The organism is Streptomyces sp. XD-27 (assembly GCF_030553055.1).
GTDB lineage: Bacteria > Actinomycetota > Actinomycetes > Streptomycetales > Streptomycetaceae > Streptomyces.
Window position 1 is genome coordinate 6,303,413 of sequence record NZ_CP130713.1, and the last position, 17,423, is coordinate 6,320,835.

14 protein-coding genes and 1 pseudogene are annotated in these 17,423 nt (G+C 73.8%); 9 read left to right on the top strand and 6 right to left on the bottom strand.

Translation table 11 applies throughout. The features are described 5' to 3' along the window. Positions 1–18: 18 nt before the first annotated feature. A complete protein-coding gene (rsgA, locus tag Q3Y56_RS27455) occupies positions 19–1,125 on the top strand; it encodes a ribosome small subunit-dependent GTPase A (protein WP_304464477.1) in 1,107 nt (368 codons plus the stop codon). Between the two features lie 56 nt (positions 1,126–1,181). Further along, positions 1,182–1,781, top strand: a complete 600-nt coding sequence (locus tag Q3Y56_RS27460) for an AAA family ATPase (protein ID WP_304464478.1) — start codon at positions 1,182–1,184, stop codon at positions 1,779–1,781. Between the two features lie 127 nt (positions 1,782–1,908). On the opposite strand, the gene Q3Y56_RS27465 is transcribed toward Q3Y56_RS27460, so the two are convergent. Together Q3Y56_RS27465 and Q3Y56_RS27470 are read right to left on the bottom strand one after the other, a co-directional pair. Further along, entirely contained in the window at positions 1,909–2,391 is a 483-nt protein-coding gene (locus tag Q3Y56_RS27465) for a DUF456 domain-containing protein (RefSeq protein WP_304464479.1), read from the bottom strand. 106 nt (positions 2,392–2,497) lie between these two features. After that, a complete protein-coding gene (locus tag Q3Y56_RS27470) occupies positions 2,498–3,679 on the bottom strand; it encodes a LuxR family transcriptional regulator (RefSeq protein ID WP_304464480.1) in 1,182 nt (393 codons plus the stop codon). A 117-nt stretch (positions 3,680–3,796) separates the two neighbouring features. Here Q3Y56_RS27470 and Q3Y56_RS27475 point away from each other — a divergent pair, with 117 nt between their 5' ends. Further along, the gene (locus Q3Y56_RS27475; RefSeq protein ID WP_304464481.1) at positions 3,797–5,050 is read left to right on the top strand and encodes a protein phosphatase 2C domain-containing protein; all 1,254 of its coding nucleotides are present in this window, start codon (positions 3,797–3,799) and stop codon (positions 5,048–5,050) included. A 250-nt stretch (positions 5,051–5,300) separates the two neighbouring features. Next, complete coding sequence (locus Q3Y56_RS27480) at positions 5,301–5,729, top strand: ATP-binding protein (protein ID WP_304464482.1); 429 nt, start codon at positions 5,301–5,303, stop codon at positions 5,727–5,729. A gap of 14 nt (positions 5,730–5,743) precedes the next feature. Here the strand turns inward: Q3Y56_RS27480 and Q3Y56_RS27485 are convergent, their stop codons facing one another. Together Q3Y56_RS27485 and Q3Y56_RS27490 are read right to left on the bottom strand one after the other, a co-directional pair. Further along, positions 5,744–6,844, bottom strand: coding sequence for a DUF2637 domain-containing protein (locus Q3Y56_RS27485; RefSeq protein ID WP_304464483.1), 1,101 nt, complete (start codon positions 6,842–6,844; stop codon positions 5,744–5,746). 219 nt (positions 6,845–7,063) lie between these two features. Next, complete coding sequence (locus Q3Y56_RS27490; protein ID WP_304465828.1) at positions 7,064–7,891, bottom strand: (2Fe-2S)-binding protein; 828 nt, start codon at positions 7,889–7,891, stop codon at positions 7,064–7,066. A gap of 153 nt (positions 7,892–8,044) precedes the next feature. Between Q3Y56_RS27490 and Q3Y56_RS27495 the strand changes: the two genes are divergently transcribed. After that, positions 8,045–8,710, top strand: a complete 666-nt coding sequence (locus Q3Y56_RS27495) for a GntR family transcriptional regulator (RefSeq protein WP_304464484.1) — start codon at positions 8,045–8,047, stop codon at positions 8,708–8,710. A gap of 155 nt (positions 8,711–8,865) precedes the next feature. Here the strand turns inward: Q3Y56_RS27495 and Q3Y56_RS27500 are convergent, their stop codons facing one another. Further along, a complete protein-coding gene (locus Q3Y56_RS27500) occupies positions 8,866–9,666 on the bottom strand; it encodes a hypothetical protein (protein WP_304464485.1) in 801 nt (266 codons plus the stop codon). A gap of 167 nt (positions 9,667–9,833) precedes the next feature. After that, positions 9,834–11,578: pseudogene (locus Q3Y56_RS27505) on the bottom strand (PucR family transcriptional regulator). Positions 11,579–11,862: 284 nt separating this feature from the next. Between Q3Y56_RS27505 and Q3Y56_RS27510 the strand changes: the two are divergent. The 4 genes from Q3Y56_RS27510 to Q3Y56_RS27525 all read left to right on the top strand — a co-directional run bounded on the left by Q3Y56_RS27510 (position 11,863) and on the right by Q3Y56_RS27525 (position 17,378). Further along, positions 11,863–12,762, top strand: a complete 900-nt coding sequence (locus Q3Y56_RS27510; RefSeq protein ID WP_304464486.1) for a xanthine dehydrogenase family protein subunit M — start codon at positions 11,863–11,865, stop codon at positions 12,760–12,762. Next, positions 12,753–13,322: a (2Fe-2S)-binding protein gene (locus Q3Y56_RS27515; RefSeq protein ID WP_304464487.1), complete on the top strand. Its 570-nt coding sequence runs from the start codon at positions 12,753–12,755 to the stop codon at positions 13,320–13,322. The genes Q3Y56_RS27510 and Q3Y56_RS27515 overlap by 10 nt, the downstream gene beginning before the upstream one ends. Before the next feature lie 2 nt (positions 13,323–13,324). Further along, positions 13,325–15,712: a xanthine dehydrogenase subunit D gene (gene pucD, locus Q3Y56_RS27520; protein WP_304464488.1), complete on the top strand. Its 2,388-nt coding sequence runs from the start codon at positions 13,325–13,327 to the stop codon at positions 15,710–15,712. Positions 15,713–15,917: 205 nt separating this feature from the next. Continuing rightward, the gene (locus Q3Y56_RS27525; RefSeq protein ID WP_304464489.1) at positions 15,918–17,378 is read left to right on the top strand and encodes an NCS2 family permease; all 1,461 of its coding nucleotides are present in this window, start codon (positions 15,918–15,920) and stop codon (positions 17,376–17,378) included. Positions 17,379–17,423: the final 45 nt, after the last annotated feature.

The window sequence follows — 17,423 nt, forward strand, 5'->3', positions numbered from 1 at the left end:
CCGAAGGGTCTCATCCCGTTGTCCCACCTCACCTCCGCACACCCTCTCTCCGCCCGCTACGGCTGGGACGAGGGGTTCGCGGAAGCCTTCACCCCGTACGCGGCCCAAGGCCTGTCGCCCGCCCGCATCGTGCGGGTGGACCGCGGCCGCTGCGACGTCGTCGTCCCCGACAGGGACGGCGTGCGCACCGCGCAGGCCGACGCCGCGCCGGTCGCCACCGGCGACCCGCTGACCATCATGTGCACCGGCGACTGGGCCGCCGTCGACCTCGACCGCGGCTACGTACAGGCCCTGCTGCCGCGCCGTTCCGCGTTCGTACGGTCCACGTCCTCCAAGCGGTCCGAGGGGCAGGTCCTGGCCGCCAACGTCGACCAGGCCGTCATCGCGGTCTCGCTGGCGGCGGAGCTCGACCTCGGCCGCGTCGAGCGCTTCCTCGCGCTCGCCTGGGAGAGCGGCGCCCAGCCGCTGGTCGTCCTCACCAAGGCCGACCTGGTGCCGGACCCGGGCACGCTGTCTCACCTCGTCTCGGATGTCGAGACGGCGGCGCCGGGCGTGCAGGTGCTCCCCGTGAGCGGCGCGACCGGCGAGGGCGTCGACGCGCTCGCCGCCGTCCTCGCCTCCGGCACCTCCGTACTCCTCGGCCAGTCCGGCGCGGGCAAGTCCACCCTCGCCAACGCCCTGGCCGGCGAGGATGTCCAGGACGTCCAGGCGATCCGGGACAGCGACGGCAAGGGCCGCCACACCACCACCACCCGCGACCTGCTGCCGCTGCCGTGGGGCGGGGTCCTCATCGACACCCCCGGCCTGCGCGGGGTCGGGCTGTGGGACGCCGAAGACGGTGTGGGGCGGACGTTCTCGGAGATCGAGACGCTCGCCGAGGACTGCCGATTCGCCGACTGCGGCCACCACAGCGAGCCGGGCTGCGCGGTGCTCGCCGCCATCGACGCGGGCGCGCTGCCCGAGCGCAGGCTGGAGAGCTACCGCAAGCTGCTGCGCGAGAACGCCCGGCTCGCGGCCCGCACCGACGCCCGGCTGCGGGCCGAGATGCGGCGCGACTGGAAGCAGAAGCAGGCGCTCGGCCGGCACATGCTGGAACGCAAGGGCCGGTCGGTGCGCAAGCCGTAGGGCCGGCCGCCCGGCCGCGGGGCGGCACCCCCGCCCCGCGGCCGTAGGCTGGCGCCATGCTGCTGTGGATCAACGGTCCGTTCGGCGTCGGCAAGACGCAGGTGGCGTACGAACTGCACCGGCGCCTGCCGGGCAGCTTCGTCTGCGACCCCGAGCACCTGGGCTTCGCGCTGCACCGCATGCTCCCCGAGCCGATGCGCGGCGACTTCCAGGACCTGGGGCTGTGGCGGCGCGGCGTGCGCGAGATGCTCGACTCCGTGGCGCGCGGGTTCGACGGCACCGTCATCGTCCCGATGACCGTCGTCGACCCCGCGTACCACGAGGAGATGGTGGGCGCCCTGCGCGCGTCCGGGCACGACGTACGGCACTTCGCGCTGCTCGCGCGCCCGGAGACCGTACGGCGCAGGCTGCGCGGGCGCGTCATGCCCCTGATACGCGGCGACAGCTGGGCGGTCCGGCAGATCGACCGGTGCCTGGAGGCGCTGCGGCGGCCGGAGTTCGAGCGGCATGTGCCCACCGACGGGCTGACCGTGCCGGACGTCGCCGACCGGATCGCACGGGAGGCGGGCGTGGGCCTGAGGCCGTCGTCCGACAGCCGCGTCACCCACTACCTGCGCCGCCAGTGGGTGAGCGCCAAGCACATCCGCTTCGACTGAACGCCGCAGGGCGGTGCCGGGCGGCGTGCAGCCGGGCCGAGGCGGAGCGTGGTCGGGCCGAGGCGTCGCGGTCGGGCGGAGGGGGCGCGTGGCCGGGCCGAGGCGGTGCGCGGCCGGGCCGAGTGGGTCAGCCGGCCACCACGGCGGCCACCCACGCGCCCGTCACCAGCAGACACGCGCACAGCTCGATCAGCACGCTGGTGCCGATCGCCCGCATCACGATCCGCGTCGAGACCCACGCCTCGCCGTGCGCGCCCAGCCGCCGCCGCTCGGCCCCGTAGATCCCGGCGACGAACCCCAGCGGGGCGCCGAGCACCGGCACGACGAAGAACCCCGCGATGCCGGCGGCACCCGCCAGCAGGAACGTCCGCCGGGTGACCCCGGCGACGCGCATCCGGCGGGCGGGCAGCAGCCACTTGACCACCTGGTTCAGCAGCAGGACGGCCGTCGCGCCGGCGAGCACACCCCAGGACAGGACGGTCGTCTCGGACATCGACCACCACAGCACGCCCGCCCAGACGATGGGTGGCCCCGGGAGGCCGGGCACGACCACGCCGATCAGTCCGAGCAGCATGACCAGGCCGCACAGGACCAGCTGCCACGTCCCCATGGCCCCAGCCTGCCGGAAGGCGTCGGCGTGCGCTTCCGGACGCGCCCGAACGCCGTCCACGTCGCAGGACGCCGCCGTCCGCCGCCTTCCGCCGCCGTCTGCCGCCTCAGGCGGGAAGCGCGTCCGCGTTCCCGGCCGCGGGCAACGGCGCGCCGTCCGCCGACCTCGCCACCCAGCCGCGCTCGTACGCGTGCCAGCCCAGTTGCAGCCGGGTCGTCACCCCGACCAGGTCCATCAGCCGCTTCACCCGCCGCTGCACGGTCCGCAGCCCCAAGTCGAGCTGGCGGGCGGTACTGGCGTCGGTCAGCCCGGCCAGCAGCAGCGAGAGGATCTCCAGGTCCGTCCGGTCCGGCCCGTCGCCGTCCCCGTCCTCGTCCCGCGGATCGTGCGGCCCGCCGTTCCGCTCCCGGTGGTCGCGCGGCTCGCCCGTGCCGGTGCCCAGGTGCAGCGGGAGCGCCGCCCGCCACACGCCCTCGAAGAGGGCCACCAGCGCGTCCAGCAGCCCGCTGGCGTGCACCACGAGCGCGGCCGGTTCGGCGGTCCCGCCTGCCCCGGCGGCGCCGATGGTCCCGGTGGCCCCGATGGTCCCGGCGGTCAGTGGCACGATCGCGAGCGTACGGTCGGCGATCACCAGATCCGTGGGCACCCGGTCCGCCACGCGCAGCGCGGGGCCCGGCGGATGTCCGGGTACGGCGCCGAACTCCGGCCGTTCCCCCTCGCCCCCGGCGCAGCCCCGTACCGGCCCGGAGTGTTCCACGCGCTGGTGTTCCGGCCTTCGGCCACCGGGCACGGACGGCCCGTACAGCGCCGCGCGCTCGATGACGACCCGGTGCGCGACCGCGGGCGCGGCGGGCGGCAGCGGCTCCGCGGCACGGCCCGCGACCAGCGCGCAGACCTCCTCGGCGGCGCCGCTCCGCAACTGCGCGAAGCGGCGGGCGACCGGCTCCTCGCCCGTCACCACCTCCAGCGCGCCGTGCACCGCGGCGCCCTCCGCGCGATACGCCCTGTCCAGCAGCGCCGCCGCCAGCTCCGCCCGGTCCAGCTCGTCGCGGCGCCGGCTCACCAGCGCGCCCAACGCGACGCCGGGCGGCGCCGCCACCCACTGCCCCGGATGGCCCGGGGACCGGGCCGCGAGCCCCTGCCGCTCCAGGTGGCGCAGGGTGAGCAGGGTCTCGTCCGTCGCGAGGCCGAGCCGGTCCGCGAGCTCGTCGACCCCGGCGGACCCGAGCGCGATCAGCGCGCGGTACGCCGCCTCCTGCCAGTCGTCCAGACCAATGGCGCCGAGCACGTGACACCCCTCCCCACCTGTAGGCGCATCATCCTCGCACCCGCGCGCGTGTCGCGCAGGAGGGTGGCTTCCGCCGTTCGCTCTTCCCGTATGTCCCGGGCTGTGGACAATGTGGGCATGAGCCAGCAGGGGGAGAGGCGCGGCCACGAAGACGACTGGTGGCGCGAGTTGTACGACGCGGACTCAGGCGACACGGGACCGGCCACGGCAGGGGACTCACTCGATGACCGCTTCGCCACGGCATCCCTCGCGGTCGGCTCGCCGCCGGGCCGCGCGGCGTCTGTCGGCACGGTGGCGCTGGAGACCGCGCCGGCGGCCGTTCCCGGGCCGGACACCGTGACCGAAACCGGAGCGGAGGCCGGAGGAGAGGCCGGGACGGAGGTCGCCCGGCACGTCGGCTTCGTCGGGAGCCGACCGCCCACCTACGACCCCGAGCCGACCGCGTTACCGCTCGCCGACCCCGCCGACCTGGCCGATCTCGTACCCGACACGGTGCTGGACGGGGCGCGCCACGGAGCGCTCACCCTACGCGCCGCCTCCCTGCGCGGCGACTCCGCCCGCTATCGCGGACAGCCCCGGCGCGACGCGCTGCTGACGGCGCGGTTCGGGGCGGGGCGGCAGGCGCTGGTGCTGGTGGCGGTGGCCACGGGGCCGCGCGCGGTCGACGGGGCGCACCGGGCGGCCCGCGAGGTGTGCGAGGGGATAGGCGCGGCGGTCGGCCGCAGCCACGCCCGGCTGGCGGCGGACATCCACGGCGGACGGCGCGCCGCGCTCAAGTCCGGGCTGCACCGGCTCACCGCCCGCAGCCTCGGCCGGCTCCGGGCACGCGCCTGCGAACTCCACCTGGACCCGGCCGAGTACACCGCCTCGCTGCGCTGCCTGCTGCTGCCGGGCGACCCCGCGTGCCGTACCCGGGTGTTCTTCGGCGTCGGGGACGGCGGGCTGTTCCGGCTGCGCGACGGCGTATGGCAGGACCTGGAGCCAACGGCCCACGAGACGGACACCGTCGGCGGCACGGTGGTCGGCCGCGACCCGGCCACGGGCGACACCGGTTCCGCGAACGGATCGGACGCCGAGAGCGGCCCGGACGCTCCCGGCGGTACGGGCCCGACCGGCGCCGACCCCGCCCCCCACCCCCACGCGGCCTCCTTCCGTTTCCGCGCCTCTGTCGGCCGGCCGGGCGACACCCTTCTGCTGTGCAGTGCCGGCCTCGCCGACCCCCTGCGGGACGAGCCCGCGCTGGCCGAACGGCTGCGGGAGCGCTGGGCGGTGGCCGAGCCGCCGGGCTTGGCCGCGTTCCTGGCCGACACCCAGCTGCGGGTGACGGGATACGCCGACGACCGGACGGCGGCCGCGGTATGGGAGGCGTGACCGCGTGGTCCGCGGACCCGTGGACGCGTGGTCGCCACGCGTGGTTGCGTCGCACGTCACCCGCTGATCACCAGTGGGCGCGTGTGGGCGTCTACACGCGGGGAATGCATCCCGTGTGCGCGTTCGAGGGCAAGGCATGCCGGACAGCCGACGAGCAGTCGGGACGAACGGTCGGGGCGGGGAAGGAATGAAGCGTCAGCCTGCACAGCGGGGCGGCACGGACACCAGATGGCCGGATGCGGACGTGGAGATGACGGCTGGTGAGGGGGAGCGGGGGCTGACGTTGCGATTAGCCCGCGCCGAGCTGAGCGCGGTGGCTCAGGCCCGCCGGGAGCTGCGCGCGGTGCTGCGGTGCTGGGGTGGACCGGGCAAGGCCGACGTGGCGGAGCTGCTGCTGAGCGAGCTGGTCACCAACGCGCTGGTGCACACCGACCGGGGAGCGGTGGTCAGCGCCACCTTCGACAGCGGGGCGGGGCCCTGGATACGCAGCCGACTGCGCGTCGAGGTACGGGACTTCGTGGCCCGGCCGCCGACGCCGCGCGACCTGTCCGACGGATCGGACGAGGCCACGTCGGGGCGCGGGCTGCTGCTGGTCCACGCACTCGCCGACGCGTGGGGAGTGCGCACCCACGGCGTCGGCAAGGCGGTGTGGTTCGAGCTGGACGGAGCGGCCGTCTGAGCGGGAAGCGCCACTCAGCCGAACTGCCGCTCGATCTGCGCCAGTTTCGCCTCCAGGGAGTCCAGGCGCGGAATCGTCAGGGTGTCGTCCTCGGCGGTGAGGTCCACGGTGCGCGGCCGGTTCTTGTCGAAGACGCTGAGGACGTCAGCCGAGCTGTCCGCCGTGCTGGTGCCGGTGCCGGTCTCCGATCCGCTCCCGGACCCGAGGGCCGGAAGGGAGGAGGGCGCGGGAAGCTGTCCTGGCTCTGCTATAGCAGGGTCCGAGCCGAGCTGGGCGGGTTGCGCGGGCGGGCCCGCGACATCCACCTGGCGCCCGCCGCGGCGTCCCCACACCCGGTGCTGGCGGTTGTACGCCTTGATCCGGGCCCGGTCCAGCTTCTCCTGGTCGCGCCTGCGGTGCCGGTTCAGCTCCTGCTGCCGCCGGTCCTCGCGCACTTCCTCGACGGCCTCGTCCAGGGTCCGTACGCCCTCCAGCAGCATCAGCGACCAGGCGGCGAAGGTCTCCCGCGGCGCGCGCAGCCACCGGACCATGCGGATCTGGGGCAGCGGGCGCGGCACGAGCCCCTGCTCGCGCAGTGCCGCGCGGCGGGTCTGCTTCAGCGCGCGGTCGAAGAGGATGGCCGCGGAGAGCGACATGCCCGCGAAGAACTGCGGAGCGCCGGCGTGGCCCATGCCGCGCGGGGCGTGCACCCAGTTGAACCAGGCGGCGGCGCCGGCGAACAGCCACACCAGCAGCCGGGAACCGAGCGCCGCGTCACCGTGGCTCGCCTCGCGCACCGCCAGCACCGAGCAGAACATGGCCGCGCCGTCGAGCCCGAACGGGACCAGGTACTCCCAGCCGCCCGAGAGGTTGAGGTTCTGCCGCCCGAAGCCGACCAGGCCGTGGAAGGAGAGGGCGGCGGCGACCGCGGCGCAGCAGAACAGCAGGACGTACGAGGCCGCTCCGTAGACGGCCTCCTTGCGCCGCCGGCGCTCTTCGCTGCGCTCCCAGGAGTCGGTGGTCGCGTCCGCCTTCCCCTTGGCCTTCGTGCGGCCGCGAGTCATCACCGCCACGGCCGCCACGACTCCGACGAGCGCCACGGCGGCGGGCAGTGCCCATATGTCGGTCAGTCTCATCCGGCCCCTTGCCTCGCTTCCGTAAGGTGTTCTGGCCGCGGTACGGCCTACTCGCGCGACATCTTGGCGGAGACGGGCCTTGCCTCAGGGGATTTCCGGGCAAGAAAACGCCAACGAACGTCGGGGACACGCGGATAGGTGCGATACGGTTCGAACGCTCGCCTGATGCAAGCGAGTTGCATTCTATTCATGGAATCCGATGCGGTGGAATCCAGGCGATCAGCTTGCGATCAAGCGCTCGACGCGGTCCGCGTCGCAGGTGCGCGGGCAGGTCGCACAGGTGTCCCGCGGCCGCAGTGTGTAGAACAGGCAGCAGCTCGCCCGGTCCCGGGTCGGCACCGACTCCCCGCGCGGTACGGCCAGTTCGCGGAAGGACGCACCGGTGGGGTACGGGCCGACGGGCCCCGGCAGCAGCTCGGTCAGCTCGGCCACCGCCCGCCGCTCCTCGCCCAGCAGTCGGGCGATGCGCCAGAGCCCCTCGGCGATCTCGTCCGACGCCATGCCCCACAGCGCCCGGCCGCCGCGCCGCATCCGCGGCCGGAAGCCCGCCAGTACCGGCCCCAGATGCTCGGCCACCGCCGAGCGCACCGCGGCCCGCAGGGCCTCCTCGTCGGCGACGACCCGCGCCCCGGGCAGCCCCGCCGCGGGATCGTCCGGCAGGCACGCGAACTCCTCGACCAGGACGGTCATCCGGCCCTGGGTGCGGTGGAGGGAGACCCCTTCCACCGGGACGCGCGGCACGCGGCGCAGCAGGAACCAGGGCACCGTCACCAGCAGGCAGGCGGGCCAGGCGTAGCGGTGCAGGCCGAAGCCGGCCACCACGTCGGGCCGGCCGCGCTGCCCGTAGTCCCGGAGCACCTGGGCGTCGTCCCAGTCCAGGAACGCCTCGACGGCCGCGCCGCCGGCGGCCAGGTCGGCGGCCGCCACCCAGCCGTCCCCGTGCCGCGGCGGCTCCTCGGTGACCGTCAGGCCGGGGAAGACCTCGGCGAGCCGCGCGTACGCCTGGTGGACGGCGGACGTGCCGGGGGCGGCGGGGGCGGCGGGCATCGAGGTGTCGGACGGGCGGGAGGCGGGCACGGCCATGGAGGAGACCACCGAATCGCGAGTTGCATCAGGTTAGCCTTACCTTACCCACGATGATCGAGGTTTGACCTCGCGCGACGTCCGCTTATGGTGCACAAGGACGTCAGGAGGACCCGGATGGAGCAGTCGATCACCGACGCGGCGGCGGCGCCGCGCGTGCCGCCGCAGCGGCACTCCGTACGCCGCCAGGTCCTGGACGCCCTGCGCGCCGCCCTGGCCGCCGGTGAGCTGGCGCCCGGCGAGGTCTACTCCGCGCCCGCCCTCGCCGAGTGCTTCGGGGTCTCCGCGACGCCCGTACGGGAGGCGATGCAGCAGCTCGCCGTCGAGGGCGCCGTCGAGGTCGTCCCGAACCGGGGCTTCCGCGTCGCGCAGCGCAGCGCCCGCGAACTCGCCGAGCTCGCCGAGGTGCGTGCCCTGCTGGAAGTGCCGGTGATGCTCACCCTGGCCGAGACGGTCGCGCCCGAGCGGTGGAGCGGCCTGCGGCCCTTCGCCGAGGCCACGGCCGCCGCCGCGGCGAAGGGGGACCGGGCGGCGTATCTGGAGGCGGACCGCGCCTTCCATCAGGCGGTGCTGGGAATGGCCGGAAACCAGCAGCTCGTCATCGTCGCCGACGACCTGCACCGGCGGGCCCAGTGGCCGCTGGTCCACGGGCAGACGGTCCGGACCGCCGACCTCGTCGCGGACGCGGCCGAGCACGTCGCCCTGCTCGACGCGCTCGAGGCCGGCGAACTGGCCCTGGTCGAGCCGCTGGTGCGCCGGCACTTCGCGGGCGCCGCGGCCTGAGCCGCCGGGAACGTTTTGTCCTCAAGCGCCGGACGGGCCGGCTTTGCCGGCCCGTCCGGCGCTTGAGGACCGGGGTCTGGGGCGGAGCCCCGGTCTCGGGAAGGGACGGGTAGGGGAGAAGCCCGCCGCCAGGCGCCCCCGCCACCGTATGCGGGCTAGGTCGGGCGTTCGTCGTTCGGGGTGTCCGACGCCGCTCCTAACTGGCCCGCCAGCCAGGACGGTACGCCCCCCAGCAGCCGCACCAGCCGGCCCGCCTCCGCGCGCAGCCGGCTCGCCTCCGGCTCAGGACGGACCTCGGCGAGTGCGGCCAGCGCCGGGGCGATGCCGACGAGGAAGCCCAACTCCTCCCGGATCCGCAGGGATTCGCTGAAGCCGCGCCGCGCCTCGGGCAGGTCGCCGTTCTGCTCCGCCATGGCGGCCAGGTGCCGCCAGGTGAACGAGCGCAGCAACTGGTCGCCGTGCGCGGCGGCCCCGGCGTGCGCGCGCTGGAACGCCGCCTGCGCGCCCGTCGGGTTCTGCGCCAGATGCTGGGCGATCAGGCCGCGCCGGAAGTCCAGCAGCGGTCGCACCGGGGAGCCGGGCGCGAGCAGGGCCGCCGCCCGGCCCAGCGCGGCCCGCGCCTCGTCGGCCCGGTCCCGCACCCCGAACAGCGTGGAAGCGTACGCCAGTTGGCCGCGCTCGCAGGCCGCGGCGCCGCGTTCCTCGTCGCTCAGCGCCAGCGCCTCCGCCGCCCGCAGCGCGTCCTCGGCCTCGCGCCACCCTTTGGCGGTGAACACGCACTGCTCGGTGAGCAGGGCGGTGCGTTTGAGCGCGGCGGCCGGGTCCGCCGCGGCGTGCGGGGCGAGCAGCGCCGCGGCGTCGTTCCAGCACCCCCGCGAGCGCAGCCGCCACACCGCCGTATCGAGAGGGTCGTCCCCCCGGCCCGGCTGCGCATCCGACGATCCAGACCGTGACATGGCGGTATCCGCCACATTGCCTCCCCAAGCGCGTCGTCGAGCCGGAGCCGTGCCCGCATCTCAGCACGGATCCCCACGAGCGGCCAAGGGGTCGGTGTGAATCAATTCACAAACCTCAGGCGTCGTGCGGCTGGAAAACGAGCCGCACGGCGCCGGGGCCGGCTCCGTCAGCTCATCCGCAGCGCCAGGAAGAAGTCCAACTTGTCTTCCAGCCGCGACAGATCACGGCCCGTCAGCTGCTCGATCCGGCCCACCCGGTAGCGGAGGGTGTTGACGTGCAGATGCAGCTGGGTCGCACAGCGCGTCCAGGAGCCGTCGCAGGCCAGGAACGCCTCCAGCGTCGGGATCAGCTCCGCCCGGTGCCTGCGGTCGTAGTCGCGCAGCGGGTCCAGCAGCCGCGCGGTGAACGCCCGCCGTACGTCGTCGGGGACGAACGGCAGCAGCAGGACGTGGGAGGCCAGTTCCTGGTGCCCGGCCGCGCAGACCCGGCCGGGCCGGGCCGCCGCCACCCGGCGGGCGTGCCGGGCCTCTTCCAGCGCCCCGCGCAGCCCCTCCGCCGAGTGGACGGTGGCGCTGACGCCCAGGGTGAGCCGGCCGTCGCCGTCCAGGCCGCGGGAGAGCGGCTCGCGCACGGCGGCCAGCAGCCGGTCGGCGTGCAGTCCGGTGACGGCCTCCTCCTCGGCGGCCGCGGGGAGCGGGACGAGCGCGACCGCCTCGTCACCGGTGTGCGCCACCGCGATCCGGTCCGAGGGCTCGGGCCCCGTCGCCTCGGGGTCGACCAGCATCTCCTCCAGCAGCGACTGGGCCACCGGGCCGCCGGGCACCGCGCTGTCCCGCACGTCGTCCTCGCCGGGCAGCCCCCACTCCACCCGCGCCACCACGACCTGCCAGTGCGGGGCCGTGCCCAGGCCCGGCAGCAGTACCGGCGCCGCGACCCGCAGCCGGGCCGCGATCTCCGCGGGCGGCGCGCCCGCCTGCACCAGCTCCAGGACCTCCTGGGCCAGCCGGCGGCGCACGGTGCGGGCCGCCTCCCGCCGGTCGCGCTCGACCGCGATCAGCTGGGTCACCCCGTGCAGCAGGTCCAGCCGCTCCTCCGCCCAGTCCCCGGCGTCCGCGTCGACCGCGAGCAGCCAGTCCGACAGCACCGTCTCGCGTACGTCGCGACCGCCCGCGCGGCCGCCGCTGCGGATCGGGAACAGGGAGTACGTGCCGCTGCCCGGCACGGCGACCCGGTACGGGGCCCGCCGCCCGCTGCGCACCGCCGCCAGATGCTCGCCCGCCAGCTGCGCGCAGACCGCGGGGGCAGCGGCGCCGCCGCCCGCTCCGCGCCCGCGCCGGCCTCCACGCCCGCGCCCGCATCCGGGCCGGCCTCCGAGGGGCCGGATCCGGCCACCTGGCGGCCGGTGGGCGACAGGACCCAGGCCCGCAGATCCAGGTCCGAGCCGAGCAGGTCCAGGATCACCTCGGGACCGCCGCCCGCCGGGCCGGACGTCATCAGCCGCCGGTGCCGGTCCACCACGGCCGCCAGATCCCCGGCGCGCTCACCGGAGACCTGCCGCACCACGTGCTCGGTGATGGACGCGAACGACACGTCCTCGACCACGGAGAACAGCGGCAGCCGGTGCCGCGCGCACGCCTGCACCAGGTCGTCGGGGACGTCGCCCAGCTCCGCCTCGCCCGCCGCGAGCCCCGCCACCCCGGCCGCCGCCAGGATCCGGACGAACCGCTCGGAGTCGGCGGGCTCATGCCGCCACGCCAGGCCGGTGAGCACCAGCTCGCCGCCCGACAGGTACCGGCTCGGGTCGCGCAGGTCCGTCGTCATCACGCCGCGTACCGTGCGGTCCAGCTCCTCCTCGCCTCCCAGCAGGCGCAGGCCCAGAGCTTCGGTCTCCAGCAGTGCGCGCAACCGCATGTCAGTCGCCAGCCGATCTGTCGTGATGTTGCCAGTGGAATACAGCGAGGTATCGGAACCTCGTCTTTCGTTCGAATCTACAAGACCTGCACCCTGGCCAGCCAACCGCTTCATGGTTTCCGTGACTGCACCGGGCGGGGGACGCGTCGGTCTACTGGCGACAGGCCGCGTGCATCGGTGTCCGGGAAATGACTTCCGGACTACGAAATCAGGAACAGACAGGACCCCTCCACCCCCCAGGTATCTCCTCACCTCCCCCGCCCACAGTCGAGAAGAGAACAATCATGGACTTCCTGCGCCCCGCCAGCTGGGAGGAGGCGCTCGCCGCGAAGGCCGAGCACCCCACCGCTGTGCCCATCGCGGGCGGCACCGACGTCATGGTCGAGATCAACTTCGACCACCGGCGGCCCGAGTACCTGCTCGACCTGAACCGCATCGGTGAGCTGAGCGAGTGGGAGGTCAGCTCGGACGGCGGCACGGTCCGGCTGGGCGCCTCGGTGCCGTACACCCGGATCATGGACCACCTGCGCCCGCAGCTGCCGGGCCTGGCCCTCGCGGCCCACACCGTCGGCTCCCCGCAGATCCGCAACCGCGGCAGCGTGGGCGGGAACCTCGGCGCCGCCTCCCCGGCCGGCGACTCGCACCCCGCGCTGCTGTCGGCCGGCGCCGAGGTCGAGGCGGAGTCCGTACGCGGCACCCGCCTGATCCCCGTCGAGGAGTTCTACACCGGCGTGAAGCGCAACGCGCTGGAGCCCGACGAGCTCATCCGGGCGATCCACATCAAGAGCTCCGACGGCCCGCAGCAGTTCTCGAAGGTCGGCACCCGCAACGCCATGGTGATCGCCGTGTGCGCCTTCGGGCTCGCCCTGCACCCCGAGACCCGCACCGTCAAGACCGGTATCGGCTCGGCCGCGCCCACCCCCGTACGGGCCCGCGAGGCGGAGTCCTTCCTCAACGCCGCCCTCGCCGACGGCGGCTTCTGGGACAGCGGCAAGACCATCACCCCGTCGATCGCCAAGCAGTTCGCCGAGCTGTGCTCCGGCGCCTGCAACCCCATCGACGACGTGCGCGGCAGCGCCAAGTACCGCCGCCACGCGGTCGGCATCATGGCCCGCCGCACCCTCGGCTGGGCCTGGGAGGCCTACCGCGGCGGCAGCAGCAAGGGAGACGCACAATGCGCGTGAACTTCACCGTCAACGGACGCGAGCAGACCGCCGACGACGTATGGGAAGGCGAGAGCCTGCTGTACGTCCTGCGTGAGCGCATGGGCCTCCCGGGCTCCAAAAACGCCTGTGAACAGGGCGAATGCGGGTCCTGTACGGTGCGCCTGGACGGCGTCCCGGTGTGCGCCTGCCTGGTCGCCGCCGGCCAGGTCGAGGGCCGCGAGGTCGTCACCGTCGAGGGGCTCGCCGACTACGCGCAGGCGCGCGCCGAGGGCGGTTGCGCCACCGGCGCCTGCGGCGGTACGAGCCCGGACCAGGCCCAGCGCTGGCAGGCCAAGCCGTCGGAGACCGGGGACCTCTCCCCGATCCAGCAGGCGTTCATCGACGCCGGCGCCGTCCAGTGCGGCTTCTGCACCCCCGGCCTGCTGGTGGCCGCCGACGAACTGCTGGAGCGCAACGCCGAGCCGTCCGACGCCGACATCCGCGAGGCGCTCTCGGGCAACCTGTGCCGCTGCACCGGCTACGAGAAGATCCTCGACGCGGTCCGCCTCGCGGCCGCCCGCTCCGGAGAGGCGCTCTGACCATGGCGGACGTGACCCGTACTCCGACGAACCTCTCCCAGGGCAGCCAGACCACGGGCGGCATCGGCGAGTCCACGCTGCGCCCCGACGGCACCCTGAAGGTCACCGGAGAGTTCGCCTACTCCTCCGACCTGTGGCACGAGGACATGCTGTGGGGCCAGACGCTCCGCAGCCCGCACGCGCACGCCGAGATCCGCTCCATCGACGTCTCCGAGGCGCTCAAGCAGCCCGGCGTCCACGCCGTCCTCACCTACGACGACCTGCCGACCGACGTCAAGAACTACGGCCTGGAGATCCAGGACACCCCGGTGCTCGCGCACGGCCGGGTCCGCCACCACGGCGAGCCCGTCGCGCTGGTCGCCGCCGACCACCCCGAGACCGCCCGCCGCGCGGCGGCGAAGATCAAGGTCGACTACGTCGAGCTGCCCGTCGTCACCGACGAGGCGTCCGCGACCGCCCAGGGCGCCCCGCTCATCCACGAGGGCCGGGACGACCACCACATCGGCCACGTGCCGCACCCCAACATCGTCCACCGCCAGCCGATCGTCCGCGGCGACGCCGACGAGGCCCGCAAGCGCGCGGACGTGATCGTCTCCGGCGAGTACGTGGTCGGCATGCAGGACCAGGCGTTCCTCGGACCCGAGTCCGGTCTCGCCGTACCCGCCGAGGACGGCGGCGTCGACCTGTACGTCGCCACCCAGTGGCTCCACTCGGACCTGCGGCAGATCGCCCCCGTCCTCGGTCTGCCCGAGGACAAGGTCCGCATGACGCTCTCCGGCGTCGGCGGCGCCTTCGGCGGCCGCGAGGACCTGTCGATGCAGATCCACGCGTGCCTGCTCGCGCTGCGCACCGGCAAGCCGGTGAAGATGGTCTACAACCGGTTCGAGTCCTTCTTCGGGCACGTCCACCGGCACCCGGCCAAGCTCTGGTACGAGCACGGGGCCACCCGCGACGGCAAGATCACGCACATGAAGTGCCGGATCGTGCTGGACGGCGGCGCCTACGCCTCCGCGTCCCCGGCCGTCGTCGGCAACGCCTCCTCGCTGTCGGTCGGCCCGTACGTCATCGACGACGTCGACATCGAGGCCGTCGCGCTCTACACCAACAACCCGCCCTGCGGCGCCATGCGCGGCTTCGGCGCGGTGCAGGCGTGCTTCGCCTACGAGGCCCAGATGGACAGGCTCGCCGCCGAGCTGGGCATGGACCCGGTCGAGTTCCGGCAGCTCAACGCCATGTCCCAGGGCACGATCATGCCGACCGGGCAGGAGGTCGACTCGCCCGCGCCGGTCGCCGAACTGCTGCGCCGGGTCAAGGCCATGCCGCTGCCTCCCGAGAAGCAGTGGGAGTCCGCCGGCGAGGCCGTCGACGTCCGCGCGCTGCCGGGCGGGCTGTCCAACACCACCCACGGCGAAGGCGTCGTCCGCGGCGTCGGCTACGCGGTCGGCATCAAGAACGTCGGCTTCTCCGAGGGCTTCGACGACTACTCCACCGCGCGGGTGCGGCTGGAGGTCATCGGAGGCGAGCCCGTCGCCATCGTGCACACCGCGATGGCCGAGGTCGGCCAGGGCGGCGTCACCGTGCACGCCCAGATCGCCCGGACCGAGCTCGGCGTCACCCAGGTGACCATCCACCCGGCCGACACCCAGGTCGGCTCGGCCGGCTCCACCTCCGCCTCCCGCCAGACCTACGTCACCGGCGGCGCGGTGAGGAACACCTGCGAGGCCGTCCGCGAAAAGGTGCTGGAGATCGGGCGGGCCAGGTTCGGCACGTACCACCCGGCGTGGGCCACCGCCGAGCTGCTGCTGGAGGGCGGCAAGGTCGTCACCGACGGCGGCGAGGTCCTCGCCGACCTGGTGGACGTCCTGGAGGGCGAGGCGGTCGACATCGAGCTGGAGTGGCGGCACCGCCCCACCGAGGCGTTCGACCTGCGCACCGGACAGGGCTTCGGCCACGTCCAGTACTCCTTCGCCGCCCACCGCGCCGTCGTCGAGGTCGACACCGAGCTCGGCCTGGTCAAGGTCATCGAGCTGGCCTGCGCCCAGGACGTCGGCAAGGCGCTCAACCCGCTGTCCGTCGTCGGCCAGATCCAGGGCGGTACGACCCAGGGCCTGGGCCTGGCGGTCATGGAGGAGATCGTCGTCGACGCCAAGACCGCCAAGGTCCGCAACCCCTCCTTCACCGACTACCTGATCCCGACGATCCTCGACACGCCGACCATCCCGGTCGACTACCTCGAACTCGCCGACGACCACGCGCCCTACGGCCTGCGCGGCATCGGCGAGGCCCCCACCCTGTCCTCCACCCCCGCGGTGGTGGCCGCCATCCGCCAGGCCACCGGCCTGGCCCTGAACCGCGTACCGGTACGACCCGAGCACCTCACCGGCACGTAGCCCCTCCGACTGGAGGAACCCCCCACCGCGGCCCTGCCGTCCGGCAGGGCCGCACCCCACAACCCCCACAGGAGCCCTGTACGGCAGGGCCACCCCCCGCACGACACAGCGCTCCGGGCCGTCCCCCGGGTCGCGATGCCGACGCACGATCCCAAATCCCGCGCGACTGCACGGGTGCCCCTATGAACCTTGGGAGTGGCACCGCATGACCCAGCAAGCAGTTGAGCCCAGGACGTCCCCGGAGGACGCAGCCACGGGCTCCCGCCCCTCGGCCGGGCGGTCATGGCTCGACCGGTACTTCCACATATCCGACAGAGGATCCAGCGTCGCGAACGAGGTGCGCGGCGGCATCACCACCTTCATGGCGATGTGTTACATCCTCCTGCTCAACCCCCTGATCCTCGGCACCGCCGAGGATGTCAACAAGACCACGCTCGACCACGCGGGACTGGTGACGGCGACGGCCTTCGCGGCGGCCCTGTGCACCCTGCTGATGGGGTTCATCGGCAAGGTCCCGCTCGCGCTCGCCGCCGGCCTCAACGTCTCGGCGGCCATGGTCAGCCAGGTGGTCCCGAACATGACGTGGCCGCAGGCCATGGGCATGTGCGTCATCTACGGCGTCATCATCATGCTGCTGGTGGTCACCGGCCTCCGCGAGATGATCATGAACGCCATCCCGCTGCCGCTCAAGCACGCCATCACCATGGGCATCGGCATGTTCGTCGCCCTGATCGGCCTGGTCAAGGCCGGGTTCGTGGGCCGCGGCGCGGGCGCGCCGCTCCAGCTCGGCACCGGCACGGGCGAGCTCGTCGGCTGGCCGGTCTTCTTCTTCGCCGTCACCCTGCTGCTCATCTTCATGCTCCAGGCCCGCAAGGTGCCCGGGGCGATCCTCTTCGGCATCGTCGCCGGTACGGTCCTGTCCATCGCGGTCACCAAGATCGGCGGCCTGACGGACAAGGACTGGGGCGGCGCCACCCCCGAACTGCACGGCAGCGCCTTCGCCGCCCCCGACTTCGGCCTCTTCGGCGACGTCGAGTTCGGCGGCTGGGACAAGCTGGGGACGATCGGCGTCGGCATGATCGTGTTCACGCTCGTCCTGGCCGGATTCTTCGACGCCATGGCCACGATCATCGGCGTGGGCACGGAGGCGAAGCTCGCCGACAGCAAGGGCCGGATGCCGGGCCTGTCCAAGGCGCTGTTCATCGACGGCGCGGGCGGCGCGATCGGCGGTGCGACCGGCTCCTCCGGCCAGACCGTCTTCATCGAGTCGGCGACCGGCGTCGGCGAGGGCGCCCGAACGGGCCTGTCGTCGGTGGTGACCGGCCTCTTCTTCGCCGCCTGCCTGTTCTTCACCCCGGTCACCCAGTTGGTCCCGGCCCAGGTGGCCGCGGCCGCCCTGGTCGTGATCGGCTCGATGATGATGAGCGCCGCGGCCCACATCGACTGGAGCGACAAGTCCGTGTCGATCCCGGTCTTCCTGACCGTGGCGCTGATGCCGTTCACGTACAACATCACCGCCGGCGTCGGCGCGGGCGTGATCGCGTACACCGCCATCAAGGCCGCGCAGGGCAAGTACCGCGAGCCCGGCGTCTTCATGTGGGTGCTGAGCCTGGTCTTCCTCGTCTACTTCGGCCTCGACCCCATCGAGCACTGGCTGGGTGCCTGAGCCCGGCTGAGGGTCAGCTGAGAATCAGCGAAAGGATCTGATCAC

Bases quoted from the DNA above. Each gene is read 5' to 3' on its own strand.
- Q3Y56_RS27475 (WP_304464481.1), top strand. From the start codon at position 3,797: ATGAGCCAGCAGGGGGAGAGGCGCGGCCACGAAGACGACTGGTGGCGC.
- Q3Y56_RS27500 (WP_304464485.1), bottom strand. From the start codon at position 9,666: ATGTCACGGTCTGGATCGTCGGATGCGCAGCCGGGCCGGGGGGACGAC.
- pucD (WP_304464488.1), top strand. From the start codon at position 13,325: ATGGCGGACGTGACCCGTACTCCGACGAACCTCTCCCAGGGCAGCCAG.
- Q3Y56_RS27465 (WP_304464479.1), bottom strand. From the start codon at position 2,391: ATGGGGACGTGGCAGCTGGTCCTGTGCGGCCTGGTCATGCTGCTCGGA.
- Q3Y56_RS27515 (WP_304464487.1), top strand. From the start codon at position 12,753: ATGCGCGTGAACTTCACCGTCAACGGACGCGAGCAGACCGCCGACGAC.
- Q3Y56_RS27510 (WP_304464486.1), top strand. From the start codon at position 11,863: ATGGACTTCCTGCGCCCCGCCAGCTGGGAGGAGGCGCTCGCCGCGAAG.
- Q3Y56_RS27525 (WP_304464489.1), top strand. From the start codon at position 15,918: ATGACCCAGCAAGCAGTTGAGCCCAGGACGTCCCCGGAGGACGCAGCC.
- Q3Y56_RS27495 (WP_304464484.1), top strand. From the start codon at position 8,045: ATGGAGCAGTCGATCACCGACGCGGCGGCGGCGCCGCGCGTGCCGCCG.
- Q3Y56_RS27460 (WP_304464478.1), top strand. From the start codon at position 1,182: ATGCTGCTGTGGATCAACGGTCCGTTCGGCGTCGGCAAGACGCAGGTG.
- Q3Y56_RS27490 (WP_304465828.1), bottom strand. From the start codon at position 7,891: ATGCCCGCCGCCCCCGCCGCCCCCGGCACGTCCGCCGTCCACCAGGCG.
- Q3Y56_RS27480 (WP_304464482.1), top strand. From the start codon at position 5,301: ATGACGGCTGGTGAGGGGGAGCGGGGGCTGACGTTGCGATTAGCCCGC.
- Q3Y56_RS27485 (WP_304464483.1), bottom strand. From the start codon at position 6,844: ATGAGACTGACCGACATATGGGCACTGCCCGCCGCCGTGGCGCTCGTC.